Origin of the sequence: Cytobacillus gottheilii (genome assembly GCF_900166665.1) — a bacterium.
Taxonomy (GTDB): Bacteria; Bacillota; Bacilli; order Bacillales; family Cytobacillaceae; genus Cytobacillus; species Cytobacillus gottheilii_A.
On record NZ_LT800494.1, the window covers coordinates 1,246,021 to 1,271,055 of the forward strand.

Sequence of the window (25,035 nt, forward strand, 5' to 3'; positions counted from 1 at the left end):
AATGAAAAATGGCGAAAATGTACTATAACGGAGATGCAAATGCAGAATACTTAAACGGGAAAAAGGTTGCAGTAATTGGCTACGGATCACAAGGGCATGCACATTCTTTAAACATGCGTGACAGCGGTGTAGAAGTTGTGATTGGACTGCGCAAAGGGAATTCCTGGGACAAAGCAGAAGCAGATGGATTTGCAGTCTATCCTGTAAGCGAAGCAGTAGCACAAGCTGATGTAGTCATGATCCTGTTGCCTGATGAGCAGCAAACGAAGGTGTATAAAGAAGAAATTGAGCCTAATTTGACAAACCAGGCTTTAATGTTTGCACATGGCTTCAACATTCATTTCAATCAAATTGTTCCTCCTGAGGAAAGTGATGTGTTATTAGTAGCACCTAAAGGACCTGGTCATCTTGTACGCAGAACATACGAAGAAGGTGCAGGGGTGCCAGCTCTATTTGCGGTCTATCAGGATGTAACAGGCGAAGCGAGAGAGCTAGCTTTAGCATATGCCAGAGCCATTGGATCGTTAAGAGCAGGCGGTTTAGAAACAACCTTTAAAGAAGAAACAGAAACAGACTTATTTGGAGAACAGGCGGTTCTGTGCGGAGGACTAACTTCTTTAGTAAAAGCAGGGTTTGAAACATTAACAGAGGCAGGATATCAGCCAGAACTAGCTTATTTTGAATGTTTGCATGAGCTGAAGCTGATTGTTGATTTAATGTATGAGGGCGGATTAGAGGGGATGCGCTATTCAATCTCAGACACAGCACAATGGGGTGATTTTGTCAGCGGACCTCGAGTAGTGGATGCAAGAGTAAAAGAAGAAATGAAAAGCATCTTAACGGACATCCAGCAAGGTAAGTTTGCGAAAGGCTGGATTCTTGAAAATCAGGCAAATCGCCCAGTGTTTAACGCCATCAACGAAAGCGAAAAACAGCATCAAATTGAAATTGTTGGCAAGGAGTTAAGAAAAATGATGCCATTTGTGCAAAAAAATAACCAAAAGAAAGAAGTGGCTGTCAGTGCGAACCATTAAAATATTCGATACAACTTTGAGAGATGGAGAACAGTCAGCTGGTGTAAACTTGAATTTCTCAGAAAAGCTCGAAATTGCCAAACAGCTTGAAAGATTAAATGTGGATATTATTGAAGCTGGTTTTCCAGCAGCTTCTAAAGGTGACTTTGCTTCTGTTGAGCAAATCGCTAATACGATCCGCAGCGCTTCTGTTACAGGTTTGGCAAGAGCAGTTAAATCGGATATTGACGCAGCATGGGAATCTTTAAAGGGCGGGGCAGAACCGCGGCTTCATACATTCCTGGCAACTTCTCCTATTCATAGAAAATATAAATTGAAAAAATCAAAAGAAGAAGTCATTGCAACAGCTGTCGAAGCAGTAGAATATGCCTCCAAAATGTTCCCGATTATTCAATGGTCTGCAGAGGATGCTTCAAGAACGGAGCTGCCATTTTTAGCAGAGATTATTGAAAAAGTAATCAAGGCGGGAGCAACGATTATAAACATACCTGATACAGTTGGTTATGGGACTCCAGCTGAGTATGGACGAATTTTTTCCTACTTAAGAGAACATGTTCCTTCTATTAATAAAGTTCATCTTTCTGCACATTGCCACGACGATTTAGGGATGGCGATTGCAAATTCACTTGCAGCTGTTGAGAATGGTGCAACACAGGTGGAAGGTACGATCAACGGCATCGGTGAACGTGCAGGCAATGCAGCGTTAGAGGAATTTGCCGTTGCTCTTCATATAAGAAAGGATTTCTATGGAGCGAGCACTGCTATGAATCTGCAGGAAATCAGCCGCACGAGCAGTCTCGTCAGCAAGCTTACAGGAATGACGGTTCCAGCCAATAAAGCGGTTGTCGGTAAAAATGCATTTGCACACGAATCAGGCATTCATCAGGATGGCGTGCTTAAAAACAAGTCGACCTATGAAATCATTTCACCAGAACTTGTTGGCTTCCATTCAAATGCGATGGTGTTAGGCAAACATTCCGGCAAACATGCGTTTAAAAACCGTCTTCAGGAGCTTGGTTTAACTGTTCCTGATGAAGAAATTCCAGCTCTTTTCACCATCTTTAAGGATTTGGCAGATCGGAAAAAGGAAATGACCGATGATGACCTGGCCGCTATCGTTCTTGAAGAAAAGCTCTCTAAAGACCAGCGCTTCTATGAGCTGATGCAAATACAGGTTCAATACGGCACAAATCAAATTCCTACAGCGACTGTCACTTTATCCGGCAAACAAAATGAAATGCTGCAGGAAGCCGCAACAGGTGCTGGCTCGATCGAGGCACTTTATAATACGCTTGAGAAATGTATTACAGGCGAAGTTCATTTATTGGATTACCGCATACAGTCAGTTGGTGCCGGCAGAGATGCGTTAGCACAAGTATATGTGAGTCTTCAATATGAAGGGCAAGAGTCAAGCGGCAGAGGCTTAGCACAGGATGTTCTTGAAGCTTCAGCCAAAGCCTACTTAAATGCTGTTAATCGTGTGATTTATTTAAATGAAAGCAAAACAGCCGTCTTAAATGTGTAGTATTCGCTTCTATTCTAAAAGATATAGTTTTTAAATTACTTTATGTGGAAATTTCCTCGTTGATTGGAGGGGACTGGTGTTCGCCACCAGCCCAGCGGAAAGCGAGCACCAGGAATGAAAATCTCGTCGGAATTATATTTTTCATATAACAAACAGCAGCTTAATTGAACAAATCGGAGGGGTTAGGAATGGAAAAACGGATCGTTGTTCTTCCAGGAGACGGAATTGGAAAAGAAGTGACAAAAGGAGCTGTTGAAGTTCTTCAGGCAGTTGGAGAACGCTTTGGACACCAGTTTCATTTCACATATGGAAGCATTGGCGGAGAAGCCATTGATACATATGGCACGCCTTTACCGGATGAAACCATACAGCATTGTAAAGATAGCGATGCGGTTTTATTAGGTGCTGTTGGCGGGCCTAAATGGGATGCACAGCCGCCGAACCTCCGGCCAGAACGCGGTTTACTGAAAATAAGAAAAGAACTAAATCTTTTTGCCAATCTAAGACCAACAAGCTATTATGAGAGTCTTGCAGAAAATTCTCCATTAAAAAAGGAATATATCGAAAATGTAGATCTGCTTTTTGTTCGAGAGCTGACAGGCGGGCTGTATTTTGGCAAACCAAGTGAGCGCGTGGAAAGAGACGGAAAAGAGGCGGTTGTTGATACATTATACTATCAAAAGTCTGAAATGAAGCGTGTTATTAAGCTTGCTTTTGAGCTTGCGGAGAAACGAGATCAAAAAGTAACATCAGTTGATAAAGCGAATGTCCTTGAATCAAGCCGAATGTGGAGAGAAGTAGCAGATGAGATTGCCAAGGAATTTCCGAATGTGGAGCTTGAGCATATGCTGGTCGATAACGCAGCAATGCAATTAGTGACAAATCCGAAAAGGTTTGATGTTATTGTAACGGAAAACATGTTTGGCGATATTTTAAGTGATGAGGCTTCCGTTCTGACAGGGTCATTAGGGATGTCAGCTTCAGCCAGTCTTTCAGAGGACGGTCCTTCATTATATGAACCGATTCATGGCTCAGCACCTGATATTGCGGGTCAGAATATTGCCAATCCGCTTGCAGCCATTCTATCCGCAGCAATGATGCTTCGTTTATCCTTTGGAATGCAGGAGGAAGCAAAGGCGGTTGAAACAGCAGTCAACCAAGTGCTTGATGCAGGCTACCGAACGAAGGATATCGGCAGAACTGTCAATAACTATGTATCTACTAGTGAAATGATTAATGAAGTTAAAGCAATGATTTTAGATCATGAAGCGATTATGCATATTATGGAGGCTTACTCTTAATTATTCGGAAAAGTAATTCAGACACTCGTCTCGATCGGGGGGAACGTAATGGGGAAGTCAATTATTGAAAAGATATGGGATAAACATGTTGTATATGAAGAAGAGGGGAAGCCGGATTTATTATATATTGATTTACACCTTGTACACGAGGTTACTTCACCGCAGGCATTTTCTGGGCTGCGAATGAAAGGCAGAAAGGTACGCAGACCGGATAAAACCTTTGCTACCATGGACCATAACGTTCCAACAGATAACCGTTCCGAAATTCATGATAAAGTGGCGCTGAATCAGATGACGACATTAGAAAAAAACTGTCATGAATTTGGAATTCCTTTAGCAGGCATAGATAGTCCAGATCAGGGGATCGTTCACGTCATTGGTCCTGAGCTTGGACTGACATTGCCAGGCAAAACAATTGTCTGCGGAGACAGCCATACTTCAACACATGGTGCTTTTGGTTCTATTGCTTTTGGCATTGGAACGAGTGAGGTTGAGCATGTATTGGCCACTCAAACCATATGGCGTGCCAAACCAAAGACACTGAAAATTGACATCAGCGGAACTCCTAATAAAGGAGTAACGGCGAAGGACATTATTTTATATATCCTTTCAAAGCATGGATTTGATTTTGGAACAGGCTATATTATTGAATATTGTGGTGAAGCGATAAGAGGCATGTCAATGGATGAAAGAATGACCATCTGTAATATGTCTATTGAAGGCGGGGCAAGAGCAGGTTTAGTGAGTCCTGACGAGACGACTTTCTCCTATATAACAGGCAGAAAGTTTGCTCCTAAAGGCGAGGAATTGGCGAAGGCAGTTGCAGAATGGAGAGAGCTTGCTTCAGATGATGATGCGGTCTATGACAAGACGATTCATATCAATGCAGAGGAAATTGCTCCAATGGTCAGCTGGGGGACGAATCCTGCAATGACTTCAAGAGTGCATGAAAGAATTCCGTATCTCTCAGATTGCAAAAACGAAATTGAAAGAAAATCACTGCAAAGTGCTCTATCTTATATGGGATTAACAGAGGGGCAAAAAATAGAGGATATTCAAATTCAGCATGTATTTATCGGATCGTGCACAAATTCCCGCCTCGAGGATTTAAGACAGGCAGCGGAAATTGTGAAAGGCAAACAGGTGCATAGCAATGTGAGAGCATTGGTGGTTCCGGGCTCACAGCAGGTGAAGAAGCAAGCAGAAGAAGAAGGATTGCACCGTATCTTTACGGAGGCAGGCTTCGAGTGGAGAGAGTCTGGCTGCAGTATGTGTTTAAGCATGAATAATGACATTGTTCCTGCTGGCGAGCATTGCGCATCAACATCGAACCGAAATTTTGAAGGCAGACAAGGAACAGGTGCAAGAACCCATCTTGTCAGCCCAATCATGGCTGCTGCGGCTGCTATATATGGAAAAATTACCGATGTAACAGCGATAATGCCGGAAGAAGCATTTAAATAGGGGGGATAAGGATGAGTGCATTTACAAAAATAACAGAAAAGGCGGCAGCTTTTGATCGCGCAAATGTCGACACAGATCAAATCATCCCAAAGCAATTTTTAAAGAGAATTGAAAAAACGGGCTTTGGCCGCTTTTTGTTTTATGATTGGAGATATTCAGCCGATGGTGAGCCAAACCCTCATTTTGAATTAAATAGAGCTGAGAACGCAGGTGCGAAAATATTAATTGCCAATGAAAATTTCGGATGCGGCTCATCCAGAGAGCACGCACCATGGGCATTATTAGATTATGGTTTTAAGGCGATTATCGCGCCTTCATTCGCAGATATATTCTATCAGAACTGCTTAAAAAACGGCCTGCTTCCAGTTACTCTGGATGCGGAGAAAGTCGCACAGCTGCTGCAAAAAGCAGAACATGAAAACTATGAACTTACCGTTGATTTAGAAAACGAAAGCATTTCCGACACTGCCGGTTTCAAAGCACATTTTTCAATTGATCCTTATTGGAAAAACATGCTCGTAAATGGCTGGGATGAGATTGAAATTACCATGCAGTTAGTTGAATACATTACTGTTTACGAAAAAGCGCAGTAAAAAGAGGGTCCATTACTACTACTAGGTGATGGATCTTTTTGTTTTTTTATTCTCACCATGCTAAACTAACTGCAAACCAATTACAAGGACGGTATAAATATGAAAAAACGGGAACAGAAAAATTCAAATGATAATATTATTCTCTTTCCCGGTCTGGAACAGCGGCTGATTGAAAAAGGACTGGAGGCGGTCAAACAAAAGGACTTTAAACACGCGGTTCGCTATTTAGAAGAGGCGATCCTCTTGGATCCTGAAAACAGTGAAATACATATTGGCCTCGTGCTTGCCTATTTTGAGTCAGGGAACCTTCAGAAATCAAAAAGACTAGCTGAAAATATGCTGCAAGCAGATATCGGAAATTATATTGATATAATGGATTTATATTTAATGATCCTCGTTCAGCTTGGGCATTATGCCGAAATTATTACAGCGATTGAAGGCCTCCTGGAAGAGAAAGAGGTGCCAAGTGAAAAATACGAGCATTTTAGCACACTGCTTGCCTTTAGCCGAAAACAGATCCAATCAGCTCCTATTGAAATAGAAGAAGAACAAGAAACATTCAGTGAGCTTGAGCATATCAACTTTTTTGCTTTGCATGATCAAAATGAGCAAATCCAAATAGCCGCAAAACTGGCTCAATCGAACATACAGAATCATCTTCAAGGAATAGAAGAGTACTTAAAAGACGAGAACGGCCAATATTTCTTTAAAACCATTCTATTAAACGTTTTAGCAGAGCACGGCATAGAGCGTTCAGTGCTGGTTAATAAGGGCGGAAGGCAGCAGCTGGTAATACCTGCAGAAATGCTTAATTGGAATGACCAGGAGCAATATAGCGAGGTTATAGGGATTTTGGAAGCGATCATCTCTCAGGAAGATCCTATTTTATATGAAAATACAAAAGAAATCATAAAGCGGCATTTCTTCCTTCTCTATCCTTTTGAGGTAGAATCGATCTCCTCAAAAGCGCTGGCGGCTGCTTATCATAGATTAGTCACAGACTATTTCGGATTAGAGACTTCATCGGAAGAATTAGAAGCTTTATATGAAGTGGAAGAGAGAAAGATTCAGGCTGCAAGTGAGTACATCTCTGCACTAGAAGAAATTTCTTAACGTAAAAATTAGGCTCAATCTTGAAAGCTATGCTCCGTGTGTTATAATATAATGGTTGTATTACGCAGATAAGTAATTTTTAACAGTTACTAGTGAATGAATAGTGGCTTGAAAAACAAGACGTATTCATACCATTTCGTGAAAAATGAAATGATCATAGATTTTGGAGGGAAATAATTGTATGTCAGCTAAATTTGAAAAGCTTGAAGGGAACCAGGGGGTTCTTACTATTGAAGTAGATGCAGAGAAAGTAAACGAAGGTTTAGATGCTGCATTCAAGAAAGTTGTTAAACAAATCAATGTACCAGGCTTCCGTAAAGGAAAAATGCCTCGTGGTATGTTTGAAAAGCGTTTTGGCGTAGAATCTCTTTATCAAGATGCTGTAGATTATCTATTACCGGATGCATATGCAAATGCAATCGACGAAACTGGAATTGAGCCAGTAGATCGTCCGGAAATCGATGTTGAGCAAATTGAAAAAGGCAAAAGCTTAATCTTTAAAGCAACTGTTACTGTTAAGCCTGAAGTGAAATTAGGCGAATACAAAGGAATCGAAGTAGAAAAATTCGATACTGAAGTAACAGAAGAAGACGTAACTGCAGAACTTACTGCTATGCAAGAAAAACAAGCTGAGCTTGTTGTAAAAGAAGAAGGCAAAGCTGAAAACGGCGATACAGTTGTTATGGACTTTGAAGGTTTCGTTGATGGCGAAGCATTTGAAGGCGGCAAAGCTGAAAACTATTCTTTAGAATTAGGTTCAGGCCAATTTATTCCGGGATTTGAAGAGCAATTGGTAGGTGCAGCTTCTGGAGAATCTAAAGATGTAGAAGTTACTTTCCCTGAAGAATACCATGCAGCTGAACTTGCTGGTAAGAAAGCTACTTTCAAAGTAACTGTTCACGAAATTAAAGGAAAAGAACTTCCTGCTTTAGATGATGAGTTTGCAAAAGATGCTGATGAAGAAGTTGAATCTTTAGATGCACTTAAAGAAAAAATCAAAACTCGTTTAGAAGAGAGCAAAAAGCATGAAGCAGAGCATCATGTACGTGATACTGTTGTTGAAAAAGCAGCAGAAAATGCTGAAATCGATGTTCCTTCTGCAATGGTTGACACTGAAGTTGACCGCATGCTTCAAGAGTTCGAACAGCGTCTGCAAATGCAAGGCATGAATCTTGAGCTTTACTTCCAATTCTCTGGACAAGATGAAAGTGCATTGCGTGAGCAAATGAGCGAAGAAGCTGCAAAACGTGTTCGTGTGAACTTAACTGTTGAAGCTATTGCTAAAGCTGAAAACATTGAAGTAACAGAAGAAGAGATTACTGCTGAGCTTGATAAAATGGCTGAAATGTACAACATGGGCGTAGATGCAATTAAGCAAGCACTTGGCGGCAACCTTGATGCGTTAAATTCTGATCTTCAAATGAAAAAAGCAATCGATTTACTTGTAGAAAACAGCAAAACTGTATAATATAATAGATAAAAATAAGGCGCGATTTTGATCGTGCCTTGTTTTATACTCCAAAGAATTATTACATAACTTTTGTATCTCCTTGCTCTGTGAAAAGACAAAAATGATAACGCAGTACATAGAAACCATGTATTCTTGCAAAAGATAGACTTATGGAAATCAGATACAATGGATATCCTTAAGGAAGTACATATTTTTTCGTTTACCGAAAAGAATCGGTGCGAACATTCACTTTTGAAAGATCATTGGGTGTTATATCAAGAAATTCGTGATGGATCAGAAGTGTAAGCTAAGATAGCCGTTGGCTGTGTCAGTCGGCAAGTATTCATTGGCAATCGCAAATAGCGATCGCTTGTTTTTCATAACCAGCGAATCATATTTATTGAAAGAAATACATATCCTATTTTCAACCTAAGCGTTATCATTTCCTGTCTGCTGTAAATATGTGTTACAATGCAGTACATACTTGTTTTGGGAAAAATTTAAAGTTACGTTTAAATGCCTAATATGAGAGGGAAAAGTAAGTAACATAAATCATTATGTGCTTATTTTAGATTACTCTTTTTTAGAAGCCGGAAATTTAGTTGGAGTAAGCAACGATGATCTAGTGGTTCAATTTCATGGAACATTTAAAATACTTAACGTCGTAGCGACAACCTATTCCATACATATATCTAAATTATTTTCGGGTCAGTCAACGGAACTTTCAGTGAAATAGGATTCGCGGTTATATATCTTTTCAGTTTTTTTGAGGGGTGAAGGAATTGTTTAAATTTAATGATGAAAAAGGACAGCTAAAGTGCTCCTTCTGTGGAAAAACGCAGGACCAGGTTCGCAAACTTGTTGCTGGACCAGGTGTTTATATTTGTGACGAATGTATTGAGCTTTGCACAGAAATCGTTGAAGAGGAGCTTGGAACAGAAGAAGAAGTAGAATTCAAAGATGTTCCAAAGCCTTCTGAAATTCGCGATATTTTAAATGAATATGTAATTGGGCAAGATCAAGCTAAGAAGTCACTTGCTGTAGCCGTTTATAATCACTACAAGCGCATCAATTCAAACAGCAAAATTGATGAGGTAGAGCTTGCAAAGAGTAATATTGCGATGATCGGACCGACTGGTAGCGGTAAAACATTGCTTGCGCAAACTCTTGCACGCATTTTGAATGTACCATTTGCCATTGCTGATGCGACATCATTAACAGAGGCTGGTTATGTAGGTGAGGATGTTGAAAACATTTTGCTTAAGTTAATCCAATCAGCTGATTATGATGTTGAAAAAGCGGAAAAAGGCATCATCTATATTGATGAAATTGATAAAGTGGCACGTAAATCTGAAAATCCATCGATTACTCGCGATGTTTCAGGTGAAGGTGTGCAGCAGGCATTACTGAAAATTCTTGAAGGCACTGTGGCAAGTGTTCCGCCACAAGGAGGAAGAAAGCATCCTCATCAGGAATTTATCCAAATTGATACAACGAATATCCTATTCATTTGCGGCGGTGCTTTTGATGGCATCGAGCAAATTATCAAACGCCGTTTAGGTCAGAAGGTTATTGGCTTCGGTTCTGATAACAAGCAAAATGAGCTAGAGCAAAAAGAACTTCTTTCTAAGGTTCTTCCAGAAGACCTATTAAAGTTTGGATTAATTCCAGAATTTATTGGCCGTCTTCCGGTTATTGCAAGCTTAACTCAGCTTGATGAAGAAGCATTAATTGAAATCTTAACAAAACCAAAAAATGCTCTTGTTAAGCAATATCAAAAAATGCTTGAGCTTGATGATGTTGAGCTTGATTTCGAAGATGATGCGCTTATTGAAATTGCGAAAAAAGCAATCGAGCGTAAAACGGGTGCCCGTGGACTTCGATCCATTATTGAGGGCATCATGCTTGATGTTATGTTTGACCTTCCGTCCCGTGATGATATTAAAAAATGTATCATTACGAAAGAAACAGTTCTTGACAGTGGCTCTCCAAAGCTAGTTCTTGAAGATGGAACTGTAGTCCAGGAAGAACGGAAAACATCCGCATAATTATAATGAAAGAAAAGCTGACCCCGGTTGGCTTTTCTTTTTTTTTTCAGAAAGTAAAAATCGAAGTGAAAGAGAAAAACCTCCATCTAGTTGATTGAAACGGAGTGGTGCGAGACTGCGAGGAAGTCCAGGTCCCGCCCCCGCGGGAAAAAGAGTACCTTGGAGTGGAAATCCTCGCAATTCACTTAAATTTTTTAACATACTTTAATAACAGAGAAATCTACTTTCTAAGTTACTCTTCAACGGATTTTTCTTTTTCTGTTTATTCCAGCCATGTCGGGGAGATACTAGCAGTTAACAGCTAGACTAAAATCCAGGAGGGAACGACATGAGTTGGACGGGGATTGCGTTATTTATTCAATTGTTTTTTGGAATTGTAATCGGGTTGTATTTTTGGAACTTACTAAAGAGTCAGCGCACGCAAAAAGTATCCATTGACCGTGAATCAAAAAAAGAAATGGATCAGTTAAAAAAGATGAGGTCTATTTCACTGACAGAGCCATTAGCAGAAAAGGTGCGTCCTGCAACCTTTGCTGATATTGTTGGCCAGGAGGACGGAATAAAAGCATTAAAAGCAGCTTTATGCGGACCTAATCCTCAGCATGTCATTATTTATGGACCACCCGGTGTCGGGAAAACAGCAGCAGCAAGATTGGTCTTAGAAGAAGCAAAGAAATATAATAAATCACCATTTAAAGCTTCATCTATATTTATAGAGCTAGATGCTACAACTGCAAGATTTGATGAGCGCGGTATTGCGGACCCGTTAATTGGCTCTGTTCATGACCCTATTTATCAGGGAGCAGGAGCCATGGGACAGGCTGGAATTCCTCAGCCGAAGCAAGGTGCTGTCACTAATGCCCATGGAGGCGTCTTATTTATTGATGAAATAGGAGAGCTTCATTCCATTCAGATGAATAAGCTTCTAAAAGTATTGGAAGATCGCAAAGTCTTTTTGGAAAGTGCCTATTATAATGAGGAAAACACACAAATTCCAACACATATACACGACATCTTCAAAAATGGACTTCCTGCTGATTTTCGTTTAATTGGTGCCACAACGAGAACGCCTAGTGAAATTCCGGCGGCAATTCGGTCACGCTGTATGGAAGTATTTTTCCGCGAGTTAACGGAAGAAGAAATTGAGTCGGTTGCCTTAAAGGCAGCACAAAAAGTAAACCTATTGATTAGTGAAAAAGCATTAAAAACACTCGCAACCTATGCTAGAAATGGAAGAGAAGCAGTTAATATGATTCAAATATCTGCTGGGTTAGCGATTACAGAAGAAAGAAATTACATAAAAGATGAAGATATAGAATGGGTGGTTCAATCCAGTCAGCTGACTCCACGACTAGAGCGTAAAATTGGTGAAAAAGCGGCTGTCGGGCTAGTGAATGGGCTGGCTGTTCATGGTCCTAACACTGGCGCCCTGCTCGATATTGAGGTCACTGTCATCCCAGCCCAAGATAAGGGCAGCATCAATATTACGGGCATTGTTGATGAAGAGAGCATTGGCGGACAAGGGAAATCGATTAGACGAAAAAGTATGGCACGCGGCTCTATTGAAAATGTATTAACGGTGCTCAGATCAATGGGTGTGCCTGCAGATGAGTATGACATCCATGTTAACTTTCCAGGCGGAGTGCCGATTGACGGACCGTCTGCAGGAATCGCCATGGCTACGGGCATTTATTCCGCAATCTATAAGCTGCCGGTAGATCACACTATTGCAATGACAGGTGAAATTAGTATCCACGGATTTGTTAAGCCTGTTGGTGGTGTATATCCAAAAGTAAAAGCTGCAAAAAAAGCTGGTGCTACCACCGTTATTATCCCGCAGGAAAATATGCAAAGCCTTTTAGATGAAATAGATGGAATCACAATCATTCCTGTAAGTCATTTAAGCGAAGTATTTAAAATTGCCATCCAAAAAGAAGGCTATAAAGACCAAATTTTATCAGTGCCGATTGAATTGTCGAAGAAAGAAAGTATGTAATACTGCGGAGGCTGAGACATAAGTATTTAACACAATCACACGACCGAATGATTAGGAAGTGAATCTTTCTAACCATTCGGTTTTTTATTTCTTTAACATTTAATATTTCTAAACATGAGTGAAATGGAGTGGAGGACCCTCGACTCCTATGGGCAATAGAGGAAAAGGTGAGACCCCGCTGGAGCTTTTGCTCCGAGGAGGGCTAAAGCTTCCTCCCCACGGAAAGTGAGGGTCTGGAGCGCAGGTGGAACGAACTTGTGTAAATACGCAAACCTTGAAATGAACAATCGTGTTTTACAAATAGTATCTTCGTTTTGTCTCATCCACGATTTTTTGCCCTAATATTGGTTTCCTTCTCTTTTGTCCTAATGGAATAGGAAGAAGAAGCTTGAGAAAAAATATAGGTATGAATGGCATAATGCGTCTGATAATTTTTGATACTAAGGCGAGTATGTGAAGAAAGTGGCTAAACAGTCGACACTGCAAGGCAAATAAGATAGAATTGTACAAAGTAATCAGCAATTATTATGGTTTTAGATTTGCATTTGGAGGTGCATGTGAAATGACGAAAAAGGAAAAAATCATCGTCCCCCTCCTGCCGCTTAGAGGCTTGCTTGTATATCCAACCATGGTGCTTCATCTGGATGTCGGCCGTGAAAAATCGGTACAAGCGCTTGAAAAAGCAATGGTAGATGACCATTTAATCTTCTTAACAACGCAGAAGGATATGTCTATAGACGACCCTTCTGAAGATGATTTGTATCATATGGGTACACTGACAAAAGTGAAGCAGATGCTAAAGCTGCCAAATGGTACAATCCGCGTGTTGGTTGAAGGTCTCAAAAGAGCAGAAGTAATGGAATTTCAAGATGAGGATGAATTTTACTCCGTTCATGTAGAAGTACATGAAGATCCTGATACAAAGGATGTAGAGGATCAGGCGTTAATGAGAACCATGCTTGAATATTTCGAGCAATACATAAAGGTATCGAAAAAGATATCGGCCGAAACGTATTCATCTGTTACGGATATAGAAGAACCAGGAAGGCTTGCGGACATTATTTCATCGCATTTGCCGTTAAAGCTGAAAGAGAAACAGGATATACTTGAAACACTAAATGTAAAAGATCGAATGAATACAGTTATTGAGATCATTCATAATGAAAAGGAAGTCCTGAATCTTGAGAAGAAAATCGGCCAGCGCGTAAAGAAATCAATGGAAAGAACGCAAAAAGAATATTACTTGCGTGAGCAAATGAAGGCCATTCAAAAAGAACTGGGCGATAAAGAAGGAAAAACCGGCGAAGTAGAGGACCTGACTGACAAAATCGAAAAGGCGGGTATGCCAGAGCATATTCAGGAAACAGCACTAAAGGAGCTGGGAAGATATGAAAAAGTACCTTCAAGCTCTGCAGAAAGTGCAGTAATCCGCAATTACATTGAGTGGCTTATTTCACTTCCATGGACTAATGCTACAAAAGATGATATCAATATTCAAAAAGCTGAACATGTTTTAAACGAAGAGCATTATGGTCTTGAAAAAGTAAAAGAGCGTGTCTTAGAGTATTTGGCTGTTCAAAAGCTTACCAACTCGTTAAAAGGTCCAATTCTTTGTTTAGCCGGACCTCCAGGAGTTGGGAAAACAAGTCTGGCCAAATCAATTGCCTCCTCTTTAAACCGCCATTTTGTGCGGATCTCACTTGGTGGTGTCCGCGATGAATCAGAAATACGCGGTCACAGACGTACGTATGTAGGGGCAATGCCAGGCCGCATTATTCAAGGGATGAAAAAAGCCGGTACTATTAATCCTGTCTTTTTATTAGATGAGATTGATAAAATGTCCAGTGATTTCCGTGGCGACCCATCATCGGCAATGCTTGAAGTGCTGGATCCTGAACAAAATCATAATTTCAGCGATCATTATATTGAAGAAACATACGACTTATCAAAAGTAATGTTTATTGCTACAGCCAATAATTTAAGTACAATTCCTGGTCCGCTCTTAGACCGTATGGAAATCATTACAATTGCTGGTTATACAGAATTGGAAAAAATCCATATTGCCAAGGATCACTTGCTTCCAAAACAGGTGAAGGAACATGGTCTGACAAAAGGACAGCTGCAAATTCGTGAGGATGGCATTCAAACGATTGTCAGATATTATACGCGCGAAGCCGGTGTCCGCAGTTTAGAGCGCCAGCTTGCTACAATTGCGAGAAAAACGGCTAAAATTATTGTGTCAGGTGAAAAGAAGAAAGTCATTATTTCGAGCAAAAATGTAGAGGAATTCCTTGGTAAAGCTAAATTCCGTTATGGACAAGCTGAACTGGAGGATCAAGTGGGAGTCGCAACAGGACTTGCTTACACAACAGTAGGTGGTGACACCCTGCAAATTGAGGTTTCCCTTTCACCAGGAAAAGGAAAGCTTGTATTAACAGGAAAGCTTGGAGATGTAATGAAAGAATCAGCACAGGCAGCATTCAGCTATGTTCGTTCAAAAGCGGCTGACCTTAATATTGATGAAAATTTCCATGAAAAATATGATATCCATATCCATGTTCCAGAAGGCGCTGTCCCTAAAGATGGGCCATCTGCTGGAATTACCATTGCAACTGCACTTGTATCTGCACTTTCCGGCAGATCCATCCGAAAAGAGGTCGGCATGACAGGAGAAATTACATTAAGAGGCCGTGTGCTTCCAATCGGCGGTTTGAAGGAAAAGTCGCTTAGTGCACATCGGGCTGGTTTACGGAAGATTATCCTGCCTAAAGATAATGAAAAGGATATTGATGATATTCCTGAAAGTGTGAGAAATGAACTGGACTTTGTTCTTGTTTCTCATTTAGATGAAGTGCTTGAGCATGCATTGAATGGTGGTTTGCATTCATGAAAGTAGTATCGTCTGAAATTGTCATCAGTGCCGTTAAGCCAGATCAATATCCTGAGACTGAATTGCCTGAGTTTGCACTGGCAGGCAGGTCTAATGTAGGGAAATCATCTTTTATTAATAAAATGCTGAACCGTAAAGCACTTGCCCGAATTTCTTCGAAGCCTGGAAAAACACAAACACTGAATTTCTATTTGATCAATGAAATTCTACACTTTGTCGATGTACCGGGATACGGATATGCAAAGGTATCCAAGAAAGAGCGGGAAGCTTGGGGCAAAATGATTGAAACATACTTAACATCAAGGGAACAGCTGAAGGCAGTTGTCCTTATCGTCGATCTAAGGCATCCGCCTACAAACGATGATGTGATGATGTATGACTTTTTAAAGCACTATAATATTCCATGTGTCATCATTGCCACCAAAGCGGATAAAATTCCAAAATCAAAATGGCAAAAGCACTTAAAAGTGACAAAAGAAACATTAGATCTGGACCCCCAGGATTCAGTTGTTCTCTTCTCTTCAGAAACAGGACAAGGGAAAGATGAAGCATGGTCAATCCTCAAAGGGTATATGAGATCATAATAATTCATCTAAAGAGGCTGGGACATAAGTATTTAACACACTCATAGAACCGAATGGTTAGGAAGTTATCTTTCTAATCATTCGGTTTTTTTTATGATTATAAAATATATTTTATGAACATGAGTGAAATGGAGCGGAGGACCCTCGACTCCTGTGGGCAATAGAGGAAAAGGTGAGACCCCGCAGAAGCTTTGCTTCGAGGAGGCTCAGCTTCCTCCCCACGGAAAGCGAGGGGCCGCAGCGCAGGTGGAACGGACTTGTTTAAATATCTAAATCAAAATATTAATATTCGTGTTTTAGAAAGATTAATTTTGTTTTGTCCCAGCTTCATTTATTCGTTTGAAATCATGTCTCGGTTCCGTGAAATGAACCTTATCACTGAATCAGCACTAATTTTTTAATCGTTAATCTCAGCTTAAATTAAAATAGCGGCGAAGGAGAAATGCAACCCACATGCACTGAGCATCTTGGCGCACGATTTCTACTAATCCGTTAATCAGCAGGATATCTAATGTTTGTTTATTTATTTGTTCTTTTAACTCATGCAGTGCATCTTTTACAAATCCTTCTTGTACCTCAGCAATGAGATCATTTATATGTTTGACTAAGGTTTCTTGTGTCGGAGGACCTTCTGCCGGCAGATCGAGCAAATTAACAAGCTCTTTTGTAACAAAAGGGACCGTAGAATGCTTTGCAAGCAAATTTGTTTTTTCAACAAGTGAGCTGGCCAGCAACTTCAAATCAAGCGGAAGCTTTGAAAAGATAAAAAGCTCCGAGTACATTTTCATAAATCCCTTTACACAATAAAGCAAATCAAACTTTGTGGCCGCAATTGAATCACCATAAATTTGATCAATCATTTTCAGGATGGCACGATTGATTTGTTTATCATAAAAATGAAGCTTCATAATCAGTTCCATATTTAACGTATGTGTTTGTTCCTTCATAAAAACAGTCGCAAGATTGGAGTGTTCTTCAAAGTTTCTTAATATGGTCAGGTAAAACTGATATAACAGCTCATCCTGATGATATCCCCCACCACTGACCAGATAGTCAATGTTGGAAACGATTTCACTCATAAAATGATCAATTAAAGCAAAGATTAGCTCATCCTTTGATTTAAAGGATAAATAAAACGCACCTTTAGATATACCGCTCTTTTCAGTAATCTGTTGTACAGAAGTAGCATCAAATCCCTGTTCCGCAAATAATTCAAGTGCCTTTTCCATTATTAACTGTTTCTTTACCATATCTTAATACTCTCCTAAATGAAATCAATTGACAAATGACCGATTAGTCATTATTATATGTAATTAATTGAACAAAGTCAATAAAGGGGCAGGTGTAATTGTGAAAGGTTTAGTAAATTTTGTCCTGAAAAATAAACTCGCTGTATGGTTATTAACGATCATTATTACAGCATCAGGTATTTATTCAGGTACACAAATGAAAACAGAAACGATTCCGAACATTAACATTCCATATTTAATGGTCATGGGGATCTATCCGGGAGCAACTCCTGAAAAAGTAATGGAAGACGTTTCAATTCCTATTGAAAGTGCGATCGAAGGACTTGAGGACGTAAAAGCTGTTTTCTCGAACTCCAGTTCAAATGTAGCAAGTATTCAGGTTGAATATGAGTATGGCATTGATATGGATGAAAAGAAAAGAGAACTTGAGTCAGCCTTAGATACAGTAACACTGCCTGAAGATGTTCAGGAACCTACTGTAACATCTATTGGGATGAATATGATGCCTGTAGTTGCTTTATCGATCAGCAGCAGCTCAGAAGATATTGTAGAATTAACATCTACTGTAGAGGACACAATTTTACCAGAGCTTGAAAAGATTGATGGCGTTGCTTCTGCAACAATTTCTGGACAGCATATTGAAGAAGCTATCTTTACCTTCAATGAAGAAAGAATGGCTGAGCTTGGTTTAACAGAAGATGATGTTAAGCAAATGATTCAAGCAAGCGATATGGCTATGTCTCTTGGCCTTTATGAATTTGAAGATGGTGAACAGGCAGTCGCTGTAGACGGCAAAGTTACATCGGTTGAGGAGTTAAGAGAGCTTCTTATTCCAGTAACTCCTTCAGAAGAAAATCAAGTTCCATTCGTAACATTGGGCGATATTGCCTCAATTGAAACAGTTGGACGCGAACAATCTGTTTCTCGAACGAATGGTGAAAATGCCATTGCTATTCAGATTGTAAAAGGACAGCAGGATAACACTGTTGATGTTGTCAATGCAGTTAAAGATTTTGCGAAAGAACAAGAAAAAGCAATAGATGGATTAATCATTGATATCTCGTTAGACCAAGGAGCTCCTATCGAAGACTCCGTTCATACAATGATTGAGAAAGCCTTATTTGGAGGACTAATCGCTGTATTAATTATCCTTCTATTCTTACGTGATATTAAATCAACGATTATTTCGATCGTTTCCATTCCAGTCTCTATTTTCATGGCTTTCCTATTGCTGCACTGGCTGGATATCACATTAAATATTATGACGCTTGGGGCTATTACCGTCGCAATCGGACGGGTTATTGATGACTCCATCGTTGTTGTGGAAAATATTTATCGCCGCATGCATCTGAAAGAAGAAAAGCTTACAGGCCGCGCATTAATTAGAGAAGCAACAATTGAAATGTTTAAGCCAATTTTATCTTCAACTCTAGTAACTGTAGCTGTATTTGCTCCGTTAATTTTTGTTGGCGGCATGGTTGGAGAATTGTTCATGCCTTTCGCATTAACAATGACATTTGCATTAGGTGCATCCTTAATTGTTGCGATCACGATCGTTCCGGCTCTTTCTCACTTCTTATTTAAAAAGAAGCTTTACAGTCCGAAAACAGAAAGCAGCCATAAAGAAGTTGGCAAGCTTGCAATGTGGTATAGAGGTGTTCTCGAAAAAACATTGAATCACAAAATCATTACATCCGTGATCGCTGTTATTCTTCTTGTTGGAAGCTTGGCGNCGTCCGCAGCGCAGGTGGAACGGTCTTGTTTAAATACCTAAAAACCAAGATAGTGAATATTCGTGTTTTAGAAAGATTAATTTCGTTTTGTCCCAGCCTCTTTTTGTGTTTTTAAGAAAATTTTAATGACATAATTTTTACTTCAACCCGATAAAATTGAAATAAAGGAGAGATATTGTTTATGTGGAAATCATTTTTAATTGGGCTTGGATTAGGTTTGTCTTTTATTATTGTTGCTTTTGTAACGGATCATTCTTTGATATTTAGCTATGTAACAGGTGGAATTGGTCTCATTGCTCTTCTAATCAGCGGGATCGCATCAAATAATTGGAGCAAGGATAAAAATGATGCAGATACAAAGAATTATGCTTTAAAAGATGCTGATCGATTTAAGAGTCGCAGAAATATGTATCGCCTCGCTTTATTTAGTACTCCTCTTTTAATCACCACACTTTTTCTTTATTTTACTTAAGCTTAAAAAGGCTTTGCGCCAATCCGAGTTGATAAGGATAACGGAGCATGCTCACTTATACGTATGTATACGTCTGAAAGATATTAGCAGAAACTGGCAGAGCGTTGTATAACGTTAATTATCATAAAATATGAATTTTGTGATAATTTCGTTTAATTGTTACTGTTAAAGGGTAAGTTTTCTTTGCAGAACAAATAAAGGGGGAGTGAAGTAAAATGCAGATTTTAAAAAAGGGTGTTTATGGATTACTGCTCGTTATGATTTTGTCAGCATGCGGTGCAGAGGATGCTTCAACTGGCGGAATGACATTAGTAGATGAAGGAAAGTTTACATATGCATCTTCTGGAGAGTTTAATCCATTTTCAGTTACAGAAGCAGATGGAACCATGACAGGATTTGATATTGATGTCGGAATAGCCGTAGCAGAAGAGCTAGGTCTTGATCCGGTTCAGAAGAAAACAAAATTTGGCGGCATTGTGGAAGGTGTAAAGGCTGGACGATATGATGCAGCGGTAGCAAGTCATACCATTACAGAGGAACGCTTAAAGGCAGTAGACTTTTCCATTCCATATTATTATTCTGGTCCGCAAATCTTTGTAAGACCAGATAGTTCGGTTGAAACACTTGAGGATTTAGCTGATTTAGAGGTTGCGGTAGCAAAAGGCACGACATATGCTGAAGAAGTTTTGCCGGTAACTGATAATGTTAAGTATTATGATAGTGATGTTGTCGCTTTAGAAGCTTTGAGTAAAGGCAAGCATGACGCGGTTGTAACAGACTTTATTACCGGCAAGGAAGCGATCGGATCTGGAATGAATATTGAAGGGCGCGATCTGCTGGGGGTAGGCGAGCAGGCCATTGCGGTTAGCAAAGACAATCCGGAGCTGCTCGAAAAGATAAACGAAGCTCTTAAGAAACTGCACGAAAATGGAACATTGAAGGAAATCAGCGAGAAATATATCGGCGAAGATATTACAGTGGATCCTGATAATGAATAACCATTTGAGGCGGATGTTCGATTGCATTCGCCTTTTATAATGCATAGAAGGAGGCGTAAAGGAAATGGATTGGTTAACAACGTTTATTGATACAGCACCGATCTTTTTAAAAGGGATGCTGCTCACGTTTCAGCTGACTGTTGTATCAGTCATTATTGCGATCGCAGTCGGACTGCTGTTTGCATTCTTAAAAATCTCCAAAATAAAAATACTTGAAGTGATTGCGGATATATATATATTTGTCGTACGCGGAACACCGCTCGTTGTTCAGATCTTTATTTTCTATTTCGGATTGACTTCCCTTAATATTTCAGATTTCTGGGCTGTTGTGCTTGGACTGGCCTTTCACAACGGTGCCTATATTGCTGAAATTTTCAGGGGAGCCATCCAATCCATTGACAAAGGGCAAATGGAAGCTGGAAGATCCCTTGGAATGACAAGAAGCCTGGCTATGAGGAGAATCATTCTACCGCAGGCAAGCAGAAGAGCACTGCCTCCTCTTGGAAACCAGTTTATTATCGCCTTAAAGGATTCTTCACTCGCTTCCTTTATAGGAATGTATGAATTATTCAATGTAGCAACAACACAAGGTTCTATTTCCTATGACTATATGACATATCTATTAATTGTTGCAGTCTATTACCTAGTACTTGTGCTATTCTTCTCTATTATTGTCAGCTTAATTGAAAAAAGAATGTCAATCAGTGATTAAGGAGGTGCTCGATGTGAATGTAATTGTAGAGGTTGAAAAGCTAAATAAATCTTTTGGTGATCTCCATGTGTTAAAAGATATTGATTTGACGGTTAAGGAAAGCGATGTCGTTTGTCTGATTGGGGCGAGCGGATCTGGAAAAAGCACTTTGCTGCGCTGTCTGAACTTCCTCGAAATCAAAGACAGCGGCAATATAAAAATTGAGGGAGAAAAAATCCATCAGAATACACATGATTTAAATAAGGTGAGACAAAAAGTAGGAATGGTCTTTCAGCATTTTCATCTCTTTCCGCATAAAACGGTTCTGGAAAATGTGATGGAAGCACCATTGCACGTGAAGAAACAGCCAAAAGAGCAAGTGAAGAAAGAGGCACAAGAGCTGTTAAAGAAAGTGGGTCTTTCAGATAAAGAAAATGTATATCCGTCGAAGCTTTCAGGCGGTCAAAAACAGCGTGTTGCTATTGCCCGCGCTTTAGCAATGAAGCCTGATATCATGCTTTTTGATGAGCCGACTTCCGCCCTGGATCCCGAACTGGTCGGTGAGGTATTGACTGCCATGAAAGAGCTGGCAGAGGAGGGGATGACCATGGTTGTGGTCACACATGAAATGGGTTTTGCCAGGGAAGTTGCAGATTGGGCCGTTTATATGCATGACGGCCGAATTGTGGAGGTTGGGCACCCGGATGAGCTTTTTACAGCTCCCAAAGAAGAAAGAACAAAAAACTTCTTAGATTCAGTTCTTTAACGTGTTTAGATAAAAAAGGACGGGGAAAGATAACGTAAACTCCCTGTCCTTTTTCCATTTGATAGTCTATGATTTCTGCAGGTGACCGTGCTGCATGGCGCCATCAATGGAGTTATTTCTTTTTCATAAGAAGAAACAGCCCGGCGATTATTAATAGCAGCGGCCAAAACCTCCATGCAGATGAAACGCTGCTTGGTAAAATGCCAAGCCATCCCAGTATGGTATTGTAAAAAAGCAGAAGAATAGCAAGAATTAAGAACAGCAGCCCTTGAAAAAGCCCTGCTCCTGTCTTTAAATAGCGCAGCAAAAAGGCTAAAGCAATGATTAAAATAAAGCTGCCAATATGGTCTGGCCAAATATCTAATTTATTGACAATATGAAAATGCAAACCAAAACCAGTAAGAATGACTCCTGGGAGAATTGCTTCATAGTCTTTGGCCGCATAGCCTTGGATTAAAAAAGAAATACCGACAATGATTAATAATGTTGGCCAGGAGTATATGGGCTGCAATTCAGAGATATTTAATTGCTGCAGAAAAAAGTAGGCACCAAAACCTAGCAGGATCATCCCAGGGAAGAGACGCTGATTTTTCATCTATTTTCACCGCTTTCGATTATGTATACTTGAATATAAGTGTGATATTTGTTACTGTACATAAGGGAGTATTTCGATCTATGTCTTACTTAAGCAAGATAATGGCTGGATGACTGGAAGCTAAATGAATTGTTTCCCCTACCATATTATCAGATTTTGCTTCGTTTGCAGTGCAAATGTGTAAGAATGCATTTATTTATATTTAAACACGAGTTCATAATCTGTTCACATTTTATGACGGTTCTAAGTCATTGAAATGATATAATTAGAGTAGCGAACTATGTAATTATTCTGGGGGTGTCAATTTCATGCATATTTTAGTTGTTGGTCTAAACTACAGAACTGCCCCTGTAGAAATACGAGAACGTTTAACATTCAATCCTGCTCAGCTTGGGGATGCAATGCAGAACTTGCAAAAGAAAAAGAGTATTCTTGAAAACGTTATTATTTCAACATGTAATCGTACGGAAATTTATGCGGTTGTCGACCAGATTCATACTGGCCGCTACTATATAAAAGAGTTTTTATCAGAATGGTTCCAAATTGAGCAAAGTGAATTCTCTCCGTTCTTATTCATATATGAGCAAGAAGGGGCAATGGAACACTTATTTAAAGTAGCCTGCGGACTTAATTCTATGGTTCTTGGCGAAACACAAATTCTTGGACAAGTGCGAACAAGCTTTTTGCAGGCACAGGATGAGAAAACGACGGGTACGATCTTTAATCAGCTTTTCAAACAGGCTGTGACTCTAGGAAAAAGAGCACATTCTGAAACAGATATTGGTGCAAATGCTGTATCTGTCAGCTATGCTGCTGTTGAATTGGCCAAAAAGATCTTTGGCTCTCTTGAAAACAAGCATGTGTTAATCCTTGGCGCCGGTAAAATGGGTGAGCTTGCCATTCAGAATCTCTATTCAAATGGAGCAAAGAAAGTAACGGTCATCAACAGAACGTTTGAGAAGGCACAGAACTTGGCCAGCCGTTATGAAGGACAAGCAAAATCATTGCAGGAGCTGCAATGTGCTCTTGTTGAAGCAGATATTTTAATTAGCTCAACTGGTGCTAAAGGTTTCGTCATTACGAAAGACTTAATGGAAACAGTTGAAAGAATGCGCAAAGGCCAGCCTCTTTTTATGGTAGACATTGCTGTGCCACGCGACTTGGATCCTTCTTTATCCGAACTTGATAGTGTCTTTTTATATGATATTGATGATCTCGAAGGTATTGTCCAGGCTAATTTGGCAGAACGGGAAAAAGCTGCAGAGAAGATCCAGCTTATGATAGAAGCGGAAATTGTTGATTTTAAACAATGGCTTAATATGCTTGGAGTAGTCCCTGTTATCTCTGCATTAAGAGAAAAAGCATTAACGATTCAAGCAGAAACAATGATGAGCATTGATAGAAAGATGCCGCATTTGAGTGATCGCGATAGAAAAGTATTGAATAAGCATACAAAAAGCATTATTAATCAGCTATTAAAAGATCCGATTCTACAGGCAAAAGAATTAGCTGGCCGCAAGGACGCAGAAGAGGCATTAGACCTTTTTGTTAAGATCTTTAATATAGAAGACATTGTTTCAGCTCATGAAAATGTGAAAACGGAACAGGCTAGTCAAACACGGACTGTGGTTCCGCTGACTTCCTTGCAAGTATAAGTGAGGTTCAGACATGTTTGACATCTATATGACGAGGCTGCATGAATTTACGGTTATTCTGTATGCTTTATGTGTACTCTTATATTTTATTGACTTTCTTCATAATAACCGGAAGGCGAACCGAGCTGCCTTCTGGTTACTTTCGTTTGTATGGGTTTTACAAACACTTTTTTTAATTCTTTATATGTTTGAAACAGGCAGATTTCCTGTGCTGACGATCTTTGAAGGCTTATATTTTTATGCATGGGTGCTCATTTCGCTGTCACTTGCCATTAATACCTTGCTGCGTGTTGATTTCACTGTGTTTTTTACAAACATTATCGGTTTTATCTTCATGGCGATTCATACATTTGCACCAGTACAATTTGAATCGAGTGTTCTCGCGGGGAGGTTAATGTCAGAGCTTTTATTTTTTCATATAACAGTAGCAATACTATCATATGGAGCATTTGGATTATCATTTGTGTTTTCGCTCCTTTATTTAATTCAATATGATCTCCTGAAAAGAAAAAAGTGGAATTCCCGCCTCGTCCGGTTATCAGATTTAGCGAAGCTGGAACATATGTCATATGTATTAGCTGTTATCGGAGTGCCGCTATTGATGATTAGCTTAATACTTGGTGTACAATGGGCATATATGAAGCTTCCCGATATGTCCTGGCTTGATTCGAAAGTAGTAGGTTCTTTTTTAGTGCTAATTTTATATAGCATCTATTTATACCTTCGAGTAGGCAGAGGGTTCTATGGAAAGAAGCTGGCTTATTGGAATGCTGCCGCTTTTCTAGTCGTATTAATAAACTTTTTCTTATTTGGGAAGTTATCATCTTTCCATTTTTGGGATCAATAAAATGTCAAAGCATACTGCAAACATTAGGAG

At 39.8% G+C, this 25,035-nt stretch carries 19 protein-coding genes and 1 pseudogene; 18 read left to right on the plus strand and 2 right to left on the minus strand.

The genetic code is table 11. The features are described from left to right. Positions 1 to 8 precede the first annotated feature (8 nt). The 11 genes from ilvC to yihA all read left to right on the plus strand — a co-directional run bounded on the left by ilvC (position 9) and on the right by yihA (position 15,998). Complete coding sequence (ilvC, locus tag B7E07_RS06085; RefSeq protein WP_080844540.1) at positions 9 to 1,034, plus strand: ketol-acid reductoisomerase; 1,026 nt, start codon at positions 9 to 11, stop codon at positions 1,032 to 1,034. After that, the gene (locus tag B7E07_RS06090) at positions 1,021 to 2,559 is read left to right on the plus strand and encodes a 2-isopropylmalate synthase (protein ID WP_080844542.1); all 1,539 of its coding nucleotides are present in this window, start codon (positions 1,021 to 1,023) and stop codon (positions 2,557 to 2,559) included. Before ilvC ends, B7E07_RS06090 begins: the two co-directional genes overlap by 14 nt. A 188-nt stretch (positions 2,560 to 2,747) precedes the next feature. After that, complete coding sequence (gene leuB / locus B7E07_RS06095) at positions 2,748 to 3,860, plus strand: 3-isopropylmalate dehydrogenase (RefSeq protein WP_080844543.1); 1,113 nt, start codon at positions 2,748 to 2,750, stop codon at positions 3,858 to 3,860. Positions 3,861 to 3,908: 48 nt separating this feature from the next. Next, entirely contained in the window at positions 3,909 to 5,324 is a 1,416-nt protein-coding gene (gene leuC, locus B7E07_RS06100; protein WP_080844544.1) for a 3-isopropylmalate dehydratase large subunit, read from the plus strand. 11 nt (positions 5,325 to 5,335) lie between these two features. After that, a complete protein-coding gene (gene leuD / locus B7E07_RS06105; RefSeq protein ID WP_080844546.1) occupies positions 5,336 to 5,917 on the plus strand; it encodes a 3-isopropylmalate dehydratase small subunit in 582 nt (193 codons plus the stop codon). Positions 5,918 to 6,016: 99 nt separating this feature from the next. After that, complete coding sequence (locus B7E07_RS06110) at positions 6,017 to 7,030, plus strand: tetratricopeptide repeat protein (protein ID WP_080844548.1); 1,014 nt, start codon at positions 6,017 to 6,019, stop codon at positions 7,028 to 7,030. 181 nt (positions 7,031 to 7,211) lie between these two features. Continuing rightward, entirely contained in the window at positions 7,212 to 8,498 is a 1,287-nt protein-coding gene (gene tig / locus B7E07_RS06115; protein WP_080844549.1) for a trigger factor, read from the plus strand. Between the two features lie 764 nt (positions 8,499 to 9,262). Next, the gene (gene clpX, locus B7E07_RS06120; RefSeq protein WP_080844551.1) at positions 9,263 to 10,528 is read left to right on the plus strand and encodes an ATP-dependent protease ATP-binding subunit ClpX; all 1,266 of its coding nucleotides are present in this window, start codon (positions 9,263 to 9,265) and stop codon (positions 10,526 to 10,528) included. Between the two features lie 328 nt (positions 10,529 to 10,856). Further along, a complete protein-coding gene (gene lonB, locus B7E07_RS06125) occupies positions 10,857 to 12,524 on the plus strand; it encodes an ATP-dependent protease LonB (RefSeq protein ID WP_080844552.1) in 1,668 nt (555 codons plus the stop codon). Positions 12,525 to 13,086: 562 nt separating this feature from the next. Further along, positions 13,087 to 15,414, plus strand: a complete 2,328-nt coding sequence (gene lon, locus B7E07_RS06130) for an endopeptidase La (protein ID WP_080844554.1) — start codon at positions 13,087 to 13,089, stop codon at positions 15,412 to 15,414. Continuing rightward, positions 15,411 to 15,998 carry a ribosome biogenesis GTP-binding protein YihA/YsxC gene (gene yihA, locus B7E07_RS06135; RefSeq protein ID WP_080844556.1) on the plus strand — a complete coding sequence of 196 codons (588 nt, stop codon included), beginning with the start codon at positions 15,411 to 15,413 and terminating at the stop codon, positions 15,996 to 15,998. The genes lon and yihA overlap by 4 nt, the downstream gene beginning before the upstream one ends. Before the next feature lie 410 nt (positions 15,999 to 16,408). Here the strand turns inward: yihA and B7E07_RS06140 are convergent, their stop codons facing one another. After that, positions 16,409 to 17,248 carry a TetR/AcrR family transcriptional regulator gene (locus B7E07_RS06140; protein ID WP_080844557.1) on the minus strand — a complete coding sequence of 280 codons (840 nt, stop codon included), beginning with the start codon at positions 17,246 to 17,248 and terminating at the stop codon, positions 16,409 to 16,411. Positions 17,249 to 17,348: 100 nt separating this feature from the next. On the opposite strand from B7E07_RS06140, the pseudogene B7E07_RS06145 reads away from it, so the two are divergent. The 5 genes and pseudogenes from B7E07_RS06145 to B7E07_RS06165 all read left to right on the plus strand — a co-directional run. Beyond that, a pseudogene (locus B7E07_RS06145) lies at positions 17,349 to 18,980 on the plus strand (efflux RND transporter permease subunit); the annotation flags it as partial. Positions 18,981 to 19,162: 182 nt separating this feature from the next. After that, positions 19,163 to 19,453: a hypothetical protein gene (locus B7E07_RS06150; RefSeq protein ID WP_080844559.1), complete on the plus strand. Its 291-nt coding sequence runs from the start codon at positions 19,163 to 19,165 to the stop codon at positions 19,451 to 19,453. 215 nt (positions 19,454 to 19,668) lie between these two features. Next, complete coding sequence (locus B7E07_RS06155) at positions 19,669 to 20,451, plus strand: transporter substrate-binding domain-containing protein (RefSeq protein ID WP_080844560.1); 783 nt, start codon at positions 19,669 to 19,671, stop codon at positions 20,449 to 20,451. Between the two features lie 64 nt (positions 20,452 to 20,515). Next, on the plus strand, positions 20,516 to 21,163 hold the full coding sequence (locus B7E07_RS06160) for an amino acid ABC transporter permease (RefSeq protein WP_080844562.1): 648 nt from the start codon (positions 20,516 to 20,518) through the stop codon (positions 21,161 to 21,163). A gap of 22 nt (positions 21,164 to 21,185) precedes the next feature. Further along, positions 21,186 to 21,908, plus strand: a complete 723-nt coding sequence (locus B7E07_RS06165; protein WP_176215284.1) for an amino acid ABC transporter ATP-binding protein — start codon at positions 21,186 to 21,188, stop codon at positions 21,906 to 21,908. A gap of 112 nt (positions 21,909 to 22,020) precedes the next feature. On the opposite strand, the gene B7E07_RS06170 is transcribed toward B7E07_RS06165, so the two are convergent. Further along, positions 22,021 to 22,503 (minus strand): LiaI-LiaF-like domain-containing protein, encoded by a 483-nt coding sequence (locus B7E07_RS06170; RefSeq protein WP_080844565.1) that lies wholly within the window; start codon positions 22,501 to 22,503, stop codon positions 22,021 to 22,023. Positions 22,504 to 22,811: 308 nt separating this feature from the next. On the opposite strand from B7E07_RS06170, the gene hemA reads away from it, so the two are divergent. Further along, on the plus strand, positions 22,812 to 24,158 hold the full coding sequence (hemA, locus tag B7E07_RS06175) for a glutamyl-tRNA reductase (RefSeq protein ID WP_080844566.1): 1,347 nt from the start codon (positions 22,812 to 22,814) through the stop codon (positions 24,156 to 24,158). 13 nt (positions 24,159 to 24,171) lie between these two features. Next, positions 24,172 to 25,005 (plus strand): cytochrome C assembly family protein, encoded by an 834-nt coding sequence (locus B7E07_RS06180; RefSeq protein WP_080844568.1) that lies wholly within the window; start codon positions 24,172 to 24,174, stop codon positions 25,003 to 25,005. Positions 25,006 to 25,035 lie beyond the last annotated feature (30 nt).

Excerpts from the sequence above, each read along its gene's own strand:
- ilvC (WP_080844540.1), top strand. The coding sequence starts at position 9 with ATGGCGAAAATGTACTATAACGGAGATGCAAATGCAGAATACTTAAAC.
- leuB (WP_080844543.1), top strand. The coding sequence starts at position 2,748 with ATGGAAAAACGGATCGTTGTTCTTCCAGGAGACGGAATTGGAAAAGAA.
- leuC (WP_080844544.1), top strand. The coding sequence starts at position 3,909 with ATGGGGAAGTCAATTATTGAAAAGATATGGGATAAACATGTTGTATAT.
- leuD (WP_080844546.1), top strand. The coding sequence starts at position 5,336 with ATGAGTGCATTTACAAAAATAACAGAAAAGGCGGCAGCTTTTGATCGC.
- B7E07_RS06110 (WP_080844548.1), top strand. The coding sequence starts at position 6,017 with ATGAAAAAACGGGAACAGAAAAATTCAAATGATAATATTATTCTCTTT.
- tig (WP_080844549.1), top strand. The coding sequence starts at position 7,212 with ATGTCAGCTAAATTTGAAAAGCTTGAAGGGAACCAGGGGGTTCTTACT.
- lonB (WP_080844552.1), top strand. The coding sequence starts at position 10,857 with ATGAGTTGGACGGGGATTGCGTTATTTATTCAATTGTTTTTTGGAATT.
- lon (WP_080844554.1), top strand. The coding sequence starts at position 13,087 with ATGACGAAAAAGGAAAAAATCATCGTCCCCCTCCTGCCGCTTAGAGGC.
- yihA (WP_080844556.1), top strand. The coding sequence starts at position 15,411 with ATGAAAGTAGTATCGTCTGAAATTGTCATCAGTGCCGTTAAGCCAGAT.
- B7E07_RS06140 (WP_080844557.1), bottom strand. The coding sequence starts at position 17,248 with ATGGTAAAGAAACAGTTAATAATGGAAAAGGCACTTGAATTATTTGCG.
- B7E07_RS06150 (WP_080844559.1), top strand. The coding sequence starts at position 19,163 with ATGTGGAAATCATTTTTAATTGGGCTTGGATTAGGTTTGTCTTTTATT.
- B7E07_RS06155 (WP_080844560.1), top strand. The coding sequence starts at position 19,669 with ATGCAGATTTTAAAAAAGGGTGTTTATGGATTACTGCTCGTTATGATT.
- B7E07_RS06160 (WP_080844562.1), top strand. The coding sequence starts at position 20,516 with ATGGATTGGTTAACAACGTTTATTGATACAGCACCGATCTTTTTAAAA.
- B7E07_RS06170 (WP_080844565.1), bottom strand. The coding sequence starts at position 22,503 with ATGAAAAATCAGCGTCTCTTCCCTGGGATGATCCTGCTAGGTTTTGGT.
- hemA (WP_080844566.1), top strand. The coding sequence starts at position 22,812 with ATGCATATTTTAGTTGTTGGTCTAAACTACAGAACTGCCCCTGTAGAA.
- B7E07_RS06180 (WP_080844568.1), top strand. The coding sequence starts at position 24,172 with ATGTTTGACATCTATATGACGAGGCTGCATGAATTTACGGTTATTCTG.